Source organism: Bradyrhizobium sp. Mp27 (assembly GCF_029953005.1).
Classification (GTDB): domain Bacteria; phylum Pseudomonadota; class Alphaproteobacteria; order Rhizobiales; family Xanthobacteraceae; genus Bradyrhizobium; species Bradyrhizobium barranii.
In genome coordinates, this window is the sequence record NZ_JASAUS010000011.1 from 57,012 (window position 1) to 69,019 (window position 12,008).

A 12,008-nucleotide genomic window follows, 5' to 3' on the forward strand; every position below is an offset into this window, starting at 1 on the left:
CAACGACGGACTTGCATCGCCAAGCGCGGTGCAGGTTCTCTAGCGCCGTCGCAAATCCGATGGGCTGTGGCCGAACTTCCTGCGGAACACCGTGCTGAAATAGGACGAGCTGCTGAAGCCCAGCTGATAGGCGACCTCGGTGATCGACAGCGACCGCAGTTCCGGCCGCGTCAGCACGTCGTAGCAGCGCTGCAGCCGGCGATCCAAAATCCATTCGGACACCGAGACATCGGTCAGCCGAAAGAGATAATGCAGATGCCTGAGCGAGACGCCATTGCTCTTCGCAATCTTCTCCAGCGACAGATCCGCATCGGTGAGGTGCGCCTCGATCCAGGCCTTGACCGAGCGCAGGCGGGCCTGCGCAGCGCTCGCATCCTCGGAGAATTCGTCGCGCTCGCCCATGTCGAGCGCGAGCGCCAGCACGTCCATCAGCTCACCGCCCAGTCGCGTTCTCGCGGTCTCGTCCAGCGGCGCGCCCTCCGCGGCGAGCGTCGCACAGAACTCGGCGGCGATCCGGCCAAGTCCGCGGCTCGTCGCCATCGTCGTCACGACCGGCAGCCGTCCCTCGCTGAAGCGCGCCGAGAATTCCGCGCGCGGAATCTCAAGATAGAGCGATCGTACCTTGCCGACGCATTCGAGGTCATAGGCCTCGGAGGCCGAGAAGATCGCGCTCACGCCGGGATTCGACAGCAGGGTCTGGCCGGCCTGAAGCACGTTGACCCGGCCCTGCTGAACGAATTCGACGTAGTAGCAATCCTTGTCGAGCTTCGCGATATGCCGCTCGCGGCGCGAGATGCGCTGCTCCGACAGCAGGACGTCCGTCATCGTCACCGCGCCGAACCGCGCCTCGCGGATGAAGCCGTGATAGTCGGACCGCTCCTCGGCATTCACGTCGACATGGACGTAGACATCGCAGATCGCGCCTTGCCACGCGGCGTAGCGTTTGGACGGCTCCAGATCGTCTGTCGAAAACACCAGGTTCATCGTCCGCCCATCCGTTGCGCCGCCATGATGAACGTCGTTTGTGCATCGCACAAGCTGGCCACGCATCGAGATTCTAGAGGGCCGCCGCCTACACGCAAGACCGTTTGCGCGGAGAAGCAAAAGCTTTGCGCTCCGGAGCAAGCCGCGCTCCGGCATGTGGCCTATGAAGAACAAAAAGCAGTCCACAAAATAGGCGGGAAACGTTCGCTTGCGTCAGGTCCAGTCAACTGCTGCACAGCTTGCCGTGCCGCCCGAATGGCGATGCCCGTGAGCAGGGCCTTGTCATCGCAAATCACAACGCGGTTCACGCAGCCGGTCAAAACCATCGCCGATATCGAGGCGTTGGAGCAGCGGCCTTACGATTCGCTGGTCCCTTCCCGCAATCTGCTCGATCTCTTCGAGGCCACGGCGCACCTGCATCCCGATCGGCCCGCACTGACGGTGCTGACCAAAGGCTCGCGCGAGCCGGGCGACGCGACGCTGACGCACCGGCAATTGCTTGCGGAGATCATCCGCGCGGCCAATCTGTTCCGGTCGCACGGGATCGGCGAGAGCGGCGGGACCGCCGCGTTCCTCTGTCCGATCCTGCCGCCGCTGTTCCCCGCATTGCTCGGCGCCCAGGTCGCGGGCGTCGCCAGCTCGATCAACTATCTCCTGAACGAAGACGCAATCGCCGACTTGCTCGAGGCGCAGAATGCGACTGTGCTGGTGATCCCGGCCGAAGCGGCCGATCGCGCGATCTGGGCCAAGGCGGCCAACGTCGCGAAACGCGTCCCGTCGCTGAAGACCATTTTTGTGATAGGCGCGAACGGTCCGCTGCCTGGAGGATTTCTAAACTTCAATGAGACGGCCGCGAGCGCGCGCGGCACACTGGACTTCGCACCTTCGACCGATCGCAATGCGATCTGCGCCCTCTTCCACACCGGCGGGACCACCGGACGACCTAAGCTGGTTCGGCTGACACATGGCAACCAAATCCATGCGGCCTGGAGCTTTGCGCAGGTCCACGGACTGGATGAGCTGGATGCCGCCGTGAACGGTTTTCCGCTGTTTCACGTCGGCGGCACCATGACGCTCGGCCTGTCGATTCTCGCTGCCGGCGGTCATGTGATCATTCCCTCGCCGTACAGCCTCAGAAGTCCCGAAGCGATTCGCGACTATTGGCACACGGTGGAGCGGTTTCGCGCGACCATCGTGAGCGGAGTGCCGACTTCGATTGCCGCTCTTGCCGAGGTGCCGATCGGGTCCTCCGATGTCCGCACCGTTCGCATGGCGCTCACCGGCGGGGCCGTGGCTCCCAAGGCTGTCAGCGACAGGTTTCAGGCGCGGACCGGGATTACCTTGTTCGAGACCTACGGGATGACAGAAACCGCGGCCGCGATCGCTTTCAATCCCGGCCGTGGCACTCCCGTGCAAGGCAGCGTCGGCTTCAGGGCGCCGTTCGCAAAGACCAAAATCGTCGCTCTGACTGATGCCGAACTGAAGACAGAGTGTCCGCCTCTCACGAGCGGTCTTGTCCTCGTGAGGGGACCGCAGGTGTTTCCCGGATACGTCGATCCCCAGCACAACAAGGGCGTGCTCACCGACGACCACTGGATCGTCACCGGCGACGTCGGCTATCTCACCTCGGATCAACGCCTCGTGCTGACGGGGCGCGAGAAGGACCTCATCGTACGAAGCGGTCACAACATCGACCCTGCCGCAATCGAGGACGTCGCGAACGCCTTCCCCGGTGTCCAGATGAGCTCGGCCGTCGGCATGCCCGACGCCTACGCGGGAGAGGTTCCAGTTCTCTTCGTAGTGCCCTCCCCCGGACAGACAATCGATCTGGCGCAATTGCGCGAGCATCTCGAACACAACGTCAATGAGCCTCCTGCGAGGCCAAAGCGCGTCGTCCTGCTCGAAGCTCTTCCGGTTACCGCCGTCGGGAAGATCTTCAAGCCCACGCTTCGCGATCTCGCCGTCCGGGAAAAGGTCAGGACCGAGATCGATCGCATCTTCGGCCCCGACACCGCGGCGGATATCCTCGTCGAGAAAGACGAGAAGCTCAACACAGTCGTCAGCATCTCGGTCCATTCCGGTGATCTGGATCGAACAAAGATGCTCGTCGAAAGCCTTGCAACGCTTCCACAAACCTATCGCATTGAGAACCGATCGTCCTGACGGTCGCGCAACAGCCGGGTCGAAGAAAGGCAAGACGGGGATGAAGCGCTTTCGTTTCAATCAGCAAGAGATCGTCTTCGCAGTCTTCGCGCTGCTGTTCCTTGTGTTTTCGATCTTCCTGCGCGGCTTTCTGACGCCGGACAACATGCTGACGCTGCTTCAGAACGTGGCAGTGCTCGGCATCCTTGGCCTTGCCATGGCAATCGTCGTGATCGGACGCGGCATCGACATCTCGCTGATCGCAGCCCTTGCGGTGCCGCCGGGACTGGTGCTCCAGATGGTGCAGAACGGTCACTCGCTACCGGCCTCGCTGCTGACCGCCGTCCTGCTCACGATTGCCTTTGGCCTCGTCAACGGCTGGCTGATCGCCTATGCCGAAGTCGCGTCGCTGTTTGCGACGCTGGCAACGGGCCTGTTGCTGGCCGGGCTCGGGCAGACCGCACTGTTCCAGCTCGACGTCGTGCAATGGAGCCCCGGCATGGACGGCTTCGAGCGGCTCGGACAGGGCACCATTCTCGGCATTCCGACGTCGATCTGGATGTTCGCAATCGCCTGCATCGTGGTCGCGTTCCTGCTGCGCCAGACGCGCTGGGGCGCCTATATCTACGCAATCGGCGACAACCCCTACGCCGCGCGTGTCACCGGCATTCCCTCACGCCCGATCATCGTCCTGCAATATGTGATCACCGCCCTGATCGGCTGCTTTGCCGGCCTCGTGATGGCGGCATCCGTCAACTCGATGCCGACCCGCATCTTCAACTCGACGCTGATCTATGACGTCATCCTGGTCGTCGTGCTTGGCGGTATCGGGCTATCAGGCGGCCGGGGCGGCGTGCTCAACGTCGTCATCGGCACGCTCGTGATCGGAACGATGCTCAACGGCATGACCATCATGGACATCTCCTACGCCGGGCAGAATCTCATCAAGGGCGTGGTGCTGCTGCTCGCCGTCATCACGGATTCCTTCCTGAATCCGCGCAACGAGGAAACGGCACAACAGGGCGACATCTAAGCGATCCAACAATAACGACAACCACAACCAAGGAGGAAGCAATGAAGCATTTCGGCAGCCCGACAAAGGCACTTGTGGCCGCACTGGGTCTCGCGGCAATGACCGCGCCGGCCCTCGCCCAGCAGGGTCTGGACGAACCGTTCCAGAAGCCGTTCAAGGAGGCACTGGCCGGCAAGACCGTGGCCTATGTGCCGGTCGCCATGAATTTCGACCTCACCGAGGGCTGGTATGCCGGACTGAAGAAGGAGCTCGAGCCGTTCGGCGTCAAGTTCGTGATCCGCGACGCCAACTGGAACACCAATGCCGGCGCGCAGGCGGTCACCTCGCTGATCTCGGAGAAGCCGGCAGTGATCGTGGTTCATAATCCGGACGTGCAGACCTACGCCAAGCTGCTGCAGCGAGCCGAGAACGAAGGCATCTACGTCATCCAGATCAACATGGGCTCGGCCTATCGCAGCTCGGCCTTCGTCGGTGCCAATTGGGTCGAGATCGGCGAACGCCAGACCGAAGGCGTGGTCAAGGCCTGCGAGGGCAAGTCCAACAAGATCGCGATCATCCAGGGTGCGCTGTCGGCCGCCGCGAGCGCCTATACGCTGAAGGGCGTCGAGAACGTGCTCGCCAAGCATCCTGAAATCAAGGTGGTGTCGAGCCAGGCCGCCGATTGGGACGCCGCCAAGGCCAAGGCGATCACCCAAACGGTGCTGAAGCAGAACCCTGACCTCTGCGGCATCGTCGGCTTCTGGGATGGCATGGACATCGGCACGGCAGCGGCCGTCAAGGAGGCCGGCCTCACCGGCAAGGTGTTCGTGGCAACTTCCGGCGGCGGCGAGCGCAAGGGCGCGTGCGAACTGGTGAAGTCGGGCGCGTTCGATCTCAACATGAGCTACGACGTACCGACCCAGGCCGCGCAGATGGCCGGCACCATCAAGTGGCTGCTGTCGTCGGGTGTCAAGCCTGGCTCCGTCAAGGGCTCGGAATACACCACGCTGATTCCGATCACCAAGGAGAACGCCGACAGCCAGATGGCCTGCTGGAATCTCAGCGACCTCAAGAAATAATCGTCGCGACGCAAGACCCTGGCGTCCCGGACGATCTCACGTCCGGGACGTGGTCTCGAAACTTGCAAGGTCCCGGAATTCCGATGCGCGACACTCTGACAAGCCTGCGTTACCGCTACTGGCCCGATCATCTCCTCGGTGAAATCCTGTCCAAGCGATGGACCGAGACAGCTATCCCGGTCATCCTCCTCCTGATCGTCGGCCTCGCGCTCAGCCGGTCCATCGACAATTTCCTGTCGCCGGCCAGCCTTGCCGACACCGCGCGCCAGGCTGGAGAGATCGGCTTCATCGCGCTCGGGCTGGCGCTGGTCGTTATCGTCGGCGGCATCGATCTCTCAGTCGGTTCGATCTTCGCACTGACCGATTTCTGTGCCCTCTATCTGCTCGACGTGCTGGGCTGGCCGGTCCCGGCGGTGGTGGCCGCCACCCTGCTTTGCGGCGCACTGCTCGGCGCCGTCAACGGCATCCTGATCGGATATTTGCGACTGCGGGCCTTCATCACCACGCTGATCACCCTGATCATCTACCGCTCGGCCTACGATCTCCTGATCCAGCGCTACTCCAACGCGATCGCGTCGGCCTTCCCCGACATCCCGTCCTGGGATTTCATCGGCAGCGGCAGCGTCTTCGGCATTCCGACCGTGGCGCTCGTCTATATCGTCATCGCCATCTTCGGCCATATCTTCATGACCCGGCTGCGCCCGGGCTGGCACATCACCGCGATCGGCGGCTCGCGTCGTTCAGCTTACAATTCCGGCATTCCCGTCCGCCGCACCATCGCGCTTTGCTACGTCGCAAGCGGTGTCCTCACCAGTATCGGCGCGCTGTTCTTCGCGTCGCGGCTCGGCACCGTCGGTGGCGACATCGGCGTCGGCCTTGAGGTGATCGTGCTGACGGCGACAGTGCTCGGCGGCATCACGCTCGGCGGCGGCAAGGGCTCGGTCGCCAAATCGGCGGTCGGGGTGCTGATCGTGCTCCTGATCACCAATGGCCTGACCACCATGAACGCGCGCGGTGGCGTCAACCGGATGGCGCTTGCCGGCATCCTGCTGGTCGCCGCGATGGTCGATATCCGCTGGCAGAAGAATCGGACGCGCATCATCAGCAAGGTCTACGTGGCCCCCACCTATCACGCGCTGCCGCCACCGCCGCCGACCGAGATCGGGCAAGGCGGCCCGTTCGAGCAGAACGACAAGCTGCGCAACGTCGAGGCGATCGGTCTCGGCCGCATCGAGGCACCGGAGGACGTCATCCTCGATCGCCACGACAATCTCTATGCGGGTTCGCGCCATGGCGACATCATGCGCTTTCTCGCACCCGACTATCAGAAGATGGAGGTGTTCGCCCATATCGGCGGCCAACCGCTCGGCATGGCCTTCGACCGCGAGGACAATCTCTACGTCTGCATCGGCGGCATGGGGCTCTATCGCATCAAGCCTGACGGCACGGTGGAAAAGGCGACCGACGAGACCAATCGCAGCATGCGCTCGGTCAACGACGACAGCCGTCTGCGGCTCGCCGACGACCTCGACATCACCGACGACGGGTTGATCTTCTTCTCCGAGGCCACCGTGCGTTACGAGATGGACGAGTGGCCGATCGACGGCCTCGAGGCGCGCGGCAATGGCCGCATCATCTCCTACGACACCAAGACCGGCGTGACGCGCACCGAGCTGCGCGGCCTCAAATTCCCCAACGGCATCTGCGTCGCCAGCGACGGCCAGTCGATCCTGTTCGCCGAAACCTTCGGCTGCTCGATCAAGCGCTACTACTTCGCCGGGCCAAAGAAAGGCAAAGTCGAGGTGGTCATGGACAATCTGCCGGGCTACCCCGACAACATCAATCTCGCCTCCGACGGCAATTACTGGCTGGCGCTGGTCGGCATGCGCAGCCCCTCGCTCGACCTCGCCTGGAAGATGCCCGGCTTCCGCCGCCGCATGGGCAAGCGCGTGCCGGTGGACGAATGGCTGTTCCCCAACATCAACACCGGCTGCGTGGTCAAGTTCAACGAGCAGGGCAAGATCGTCGAATCGTTCTGGGACCTGCGCGGCGAAAACCATCCGATGATCACCTCGATGCGCGAGCATCGCGGCTATCTCTATCTCGGCGGCATCCTCAACAACCGGATCGGCCGCTACAAGCTCGAAAATGCCGATCCGAACTTCGTCCAGTACGACAAGCGATGGGGGAAGCAATCGTGATCGCGGCCGTCAGGGAGTTCGCCAACCGCTTTCTCGGGCGCGGCGACGCCACCATCACCGTACCGTCCTTCGACGGCGCATTGAAGCCCAACCAGAAGCTGGAATCCGCCGAAACCTTGCTGACCTGCGAGGCGCCCGAAGACCTCGCCACCGATGGAAGCAACCTCTTCATCGCGGACGGCCTACGCCTGATGTGCCTCGATGGCGCCTCGGCATCGGAGGTCCGCAGCTTCGAGCGACCGATCTCGGCACTGTGTGCCCTCCCCGGCGGCGGTCTTGCGGTTACGCTCGGGGGACGCGAGGTCCGGCTCTACGCAAGCCCCTCGGCCGGGCAGCCAAGCGTGACGTTTGCAGATAGCGCGTTCAATGCCGTCAACGCGCTGACGCTCGCGGACGACAACACGCTGATTGCGACGGACGGCTCGGCGACATGCGGCGTCGAAGACTGGGCACGCGACCTGATGGAGCTCAACCGGAGCGGCCGGGTGTTCAGGCTCGATCCCGCCAGCAAGACCGTGACACCGCTGGCTCAGGGGCTCGGCCATGCCTTCGGTGCCTGCGCGCATGGCAACGGCGTGCTGGTCAGCGAGAGCTGGCGCCACCGCCTCGTCCTTGTTGCGCCGGGAGCACCGCCGCGGACCTTGCTCGCTCACCTTCCCGTCTACCCCTCGCGGCTGTCAAAGGCGGCGGGCGGCGGCTACTGGCTCACCGCCTTCACGGCGCGCACCCAGCTGATCGAGTTCGTGTTGCGCGAACCTGCTTACCGCAAGCGAATGATGGCCGAGATCGATCCGGCTTACTGGGTTGCCCCGCGCCTGCGCTCGGGCTTCTCGTTCAAGGAGCCGATGCAGGGCGCGCACATCAAGACCATGGGCGTGATCAAGCCGTGGGCGCCGCCGCGCTCCTATGGCCTCGTCATCCGACTCGATGCAGATGGCCAGCCGCTCTATTCGCTGCACAGCCGGGTCGACGGCGCCAATCACGGTATCGTTGCGGCGATCGAGATGGGCGGCGATCTCGTCCTGATCGCCAAGGGACCGGGCCGCGTGTTGCGACTGCCGCTATCCGGTCTTGCCGAGGAGTTCCGCTCATGAGCGACATCACACTCTCGCTGCGCAAGGCTACAAAACTTTACGCCGGCGTGCCCGCCATCGACGGGGTCGACTTCGACCTCCGCCGCGGCGAGATCCACGCGCTGGTCGGCGAGAACGGCGCCGGCAAATCGACACTGACCAAGGTGATGGCCGGCGTGGTGACACTGACGTCAGGGACCATGACGATCGACGGCGCCGACGTCGCGCCACGGACACCGCTGGAGGCGCGCAATCTCGGCATCGCCATGGTGTTCCAGGAAAACAGCCTGGTGCCGACCATGACTGTCGCGCAGAATCTGTTTCTCGGGCAGGAGAAATTCTATAACCGCCTGCGCGGCATCTACATCGCTGCGCAGCAGTTCCTGCAATCGCTCAATTTCGACGTCACGCCGACCGCCACCGTCGGCGGTCTCGGCGCCGCCAAGAAGCAGATGGTGGAGATCGCGCGCGCGGTTTTGCACCGCGCCAAGGTCATCATCTTCGACGAGCCGACGGCGTCGCTGACGCCGGAAGAGAAGAAATACTTCTTTGACCTCGTCCGCGATCTCAAGAAGCGCGGGGTCTCGATCGTCTTCATCTCGCACGCCCTGGAAGAAGCTTTGCTGCTCGCCGATCGCATCACGGTTCTGCGCGACGGCAAGCACGTCGTCACCGACGATGCCACCAACTTCGACCGCGCGGCGATCGTGCAGGCTATGGTCGGGCGCGACCTCTCCAACACGCTCTACGGTGCGCGAAAGAGCAGCGTGCGGCCGCCCGGCGTGCGCGTGCTCACCGTGCAGAACCTGAAGATGGCGCCGATGGTGAAGAACAATTCGCTGTCGGTATTCGCGGGACAGATCACCGGCGTATTCGGCCTCGTCGGGGCCGGCCGCACCGAAACGTTCAAGATCGTCTCCGGCGTGCTGAAGCGCGACTTCTTCCATGGCGGCGAGATCCTGCTGCACGACAAGCCGGTGCGCTACCGGGTACCGGCACCGGCGGTGAAGGCCGGCATCGCCTATGTGACCGAAGACCGCAAGGTCGAAGGCTTCTTCGAGACGTCCTCGATCGCACGCAACATCTATCTCGGCCTTCTGTCGAAATTTCCCAAGGGCCGCATGATGCTGTCGCGGCGGGAGAACGAGGCGATCGGCAGGACCTGGATCGAACGGCTCAAGGTTCGCGCGATCGGCAACGACGGCAAGGTGGTCGAGCTTTCCGGCGGTAATCAGCAGAAGGTCGTGATCGCCAAATCGCTGGTTCAGGAGCCCGACCTGATCATCTTCGACGAACCCACGCGCGGCGTCGACGTCGGCGCCATCGTCGAGATCCACGAGTTGATCAACCAGCTCGCCGACGAGGGCAAGGCGGTCGTGGTCATCTCATCCTACCTGCCCGAGATCATGGCGCTCTCCGACCGCATCCTGGTCTCGCGCCAGGGCAAGGTCGTGGAGGAATTCTCCGCATTGGAGGCAACGGAGGAGAGGATCATGTACGCCGCGATTCACTGAGCATGACGGTCTACGGCTTGTGCGCTTTCTGGCGCAGCGCCTCGATGAGGCGCAGCTTTAGTTCATCTGCGGCCTTCTGGTTGACGTCCTGGCCGATCTGCGCGCTCGCCTGCGCCAGCGCATCGGACTTTTCCATAAACTTCCGGCCAGCAGGCTGGGCATAGAACGCCTCGATCTGGCGCAGCTCTTCGACGGTGAAGTTTTGGGCATAGAGCGCGGCGATCTGGTCGATCATCGAGGCAAAGAACGGCGCGTAGATGTCGGAGCCCGGCGCCGTCATTGCGTCATAATCGCGCTCGATCTCAGGCCGGTCCTGTGCGACCACGGGTCTCAGCTTGAGCAGGAGCTGCGGGAGGGCCGCGCGATACTGATCTGCGATCTTCAGCGTGGCGACGAGTTTTCGCGCAGCATCCATCGCCTCGGGCGACGGCCCTTGCGCCGACGCGTTGCAGACGAGGAGCAGGAGGGCGCCGGCAATCGTCAACAAAAATCTCGACATGCATCTCTCCCGAAAAATCGTCCCGGCGACGCGATGTGTTCTCAGCGGCGAGCCGGAGCCGCGCCGATGACCGTTACCGGCACGCCTTCGGCGGCGGCCTCCGTCTCGTCGTCGACATCCGTCACCTTGACGAAGAGGCTGGGCACCCGCTCGGCGCGGTCGAGCAGCCACGCCGCCCCGAACATGATGACGAAGCCGGCGAACGAGACGGCGAGTTGCTCCCAGACGCCCCTGGTGAATTGCATCAGGATCCAATGCGCCGAGAACGACAGGAACACGCTGAGGCAAAAGATCGGCAGCGAATGCTGGCCGCAGAGGATGACCGGGTGCAGCCATTTCGAATGCAACGCTTTCCAGTGGCGCGGGATGAAATAGGTCACCCAGATCGCCAGCGCCAGAAAGTGCGTGAAGCGCAGCATGTCGAGGTCGGTCTTGTCGATCGGGTAGATCGCCTTGATCATCCATTTCGGGATCAGGGCCTCGAGCGCGGGGATGTGCCAGGTCATCACGATCAGGAACGCGAAGGCGAGCCAGGCCGCCGCCAGTCCCATCACCGCCTTCGACCACACCCATGTTGCGATCTTGTCGATCTGGCCGACGCCACACCAGGCGGCGAACACGAACATCAGCTGCCAGCAGAACGGGTTGAAGTACCAGGTCGTGCCCGGCGGATAGGAGGCGATGTTCCAGTCGAACCGGCGCGCCAACACATACAGCACCACGGACGCAGCCAGCGTCAGGTTCGGCCGGCGCACCAGGCCCCACACGATGAAGGGCGCGGCGAGCACCAGCGTGATGTAGAGCGGCAGCACGTCGAGATTGACCGGCTTGTAGCGCAGCGAAAGCGCCTGACCTATCAGGATGTCCGGATGGTCGAGAAAATTGTGAACGTTGAACTCGTCCGCATACATCGGGTTGTCGAACCTCCTGACCGTGCGCGCGATCTGCGCAGTGAACAGCAGGAACAGCATGATGTGGGCAACGTACATCTCGCCCGCGCGCCGCCACAGCCGCTTCAGCGCGGCGAGAAACCAGCCGCCGGCGACGATCGGCCCGTAGATCCAGCCGACCAGATAGCCGGAGATGAAGACGAAGAACTCGGCGGCGTCGCTGAAGCCGTAGTTGCGCAAGGTCAGCCAGGCCACGACGTCGTGTGGGATGTGATCGAGGAAGATCATCCACAACCCGATGCCGCGGAAGAGATCAAGCCGCAAATCGCGCTCGACCGGCGCCAACAAAGCTGACTGGTCCCGTGTGATCATGGCCCCGCCTCGTCCGGTGGGCGTCGCGCCGTCGCGGCGCCGATAGATCGGATGCTAAAAAGTGCAAATCAAAAGTCACCTGGCCCTGCGGCTAGTGCCGACGGTAGCCGACCTTGGCGTCCGTGCAAGGGGCTTCGTCATCGGGGCGCGCAGACCGCGTCCGGCAAATCATGAGACCTTGAACGGCGCCGGCAGGAGGTGGTGGTCGTCCCTGCAAAATGTCGAAAACAACCCCATGCACA

The 12,008-nt window shown here is 63.4% G+C and carries 9 protein-coding genes; 6 read left to right on the plus strand and 3 right to left on the minus strand.

The annotated features are described in order from the left end of the window. Positions 1 to 39 precede the first annotated feature (39 nt). Positions 40 to 984 (minus strand): helix-turn-helix domain-containing protein, encoded by a 945-nt coding sequence (locus QJT78_RS09790; protein WP_028148873.1) that lies wholly within the window; start codon positions 982 to 984, stop codon positions 40 to 42. Between the two features lie 279 nt (positions 985 to 1,263). Between QJT78_RS09790 and QJT78_RS09795 the strand changes: the two genes are divergently transcribed. The 6 genes from QJT78_RS09795 (at position 1,264) to QJT78_RS09820 (ending at position 10,005) form a co-directional block, all read left to right on the plus strand. Beyond that, on the plus strand, positions 1,264 to 3,147 hold the full coding sequence (locus QJT78_RS09795; RefSeq protein ID WP_240537516.1) for an AMP-binding protein: 1,884 nt from the start codon (positions 1,264 to 1,266) through the stop codon (positions 3,145 to 3,147). Between the two features lie 40 nt (positions 3,148 to 3,187). Beyond that, a complete protein-coding gene (locus QJT78_RS09800; RefSeq protein ID WP_038942483.1) occupies positions 3,188 to 4,159 on the plus strand; it encodes an ABC transporter permease in 972 nt (323 codons plus the stop codon). 41 nt (positions 4,160 to 4,200) lie between these two features. Further along, positions 4,201 to 5,217: a sugar ABC transporter substrate-binding protein gene (locus QJT78_RS09805; RefSeq protein ID WP_028148874.1), complete on the plus strand. Its 1,017-nt coding sequence runs from the start codon at positions 4,201 to 4,203 to the stop codon at positions 5,215 to 5,217. Between the two features lie 83 nt (positions 5,218 to 5,300). Continuing rightward, positions 5,301 to 7,418 carry an SMP-30/gluconolactonase/LRE family protein gene (locus QJT78_RS09810; protein ID WP_038975616.1) on the plus strand — a complete coding sequence of 706 codons (2,118 nt, stop codon included), beginning with the start codon at positions 5,301 to 5,303 and terminating at the stop codon, positions 7,416 to 7,418. Further along, entirely contained in the window at positions 7,415 to 8,512 is a 1,098-nt protein-coding gene (locus QJT78_RS09815; RefSeq protein WP_038942485.1) for a hypothetical protein, read from the plus strand. The genes QJT78_RS09810 and QJT78_RS09815 overlap by 4 nt, the downstream gene beginning before the upstream one ends. Continuing rightward, the gene (locus QJT78_RS09820) at positions 8,509 to 10,005 is read left to right on the plus strand and encodes a sugar ABC transporter ATP-binding protein (RefSeq protein ID WP_038975617.1); all 1,497 of its coding nucleotides are present in this window, start codon (positions 8,509 to 8,511) and stop codon (positions 10,003 to 10,005) included. The genes QJT78_RS09815 and QJT78_RS09820 overlap by 4 nt, the downstream gene beginning before the upstream one ends. 10 nt (positions 10,006 to 10,015) lie before the next feature. Here QJT78_RS09820 and QJT78_RS09825 read toward each other — a convergent pair whose 3' ends face one another. Further along, positions 10,016 to 10,504, minus strand: a complete 489-nt coding sequence (locus QJT78_RS09825; protein WP_028148877.1) for a DUF2059 domain-containing protein — start codon at positions 10,502 to 10,504, stop codon at positions 10,016 to 10,018. Positions 10,505 to 10,545: 41 nt separating this feature from the next. Continuing rightward, the gene (locus tag QJT78_RS09830) at positions 10,546 to 11,766 is read right to left on the minus strand and encodes an OpgC domain-containing protein (protein WP_028148878.1); all 1,221 of its coding nucleotides are present in this window, start codon (positions 11,764 to 11,766) and stop codon (positions 10,546 to 10,548) included. Positions 11,767 to 12,008: the final 242 nt, after the last annotated feature.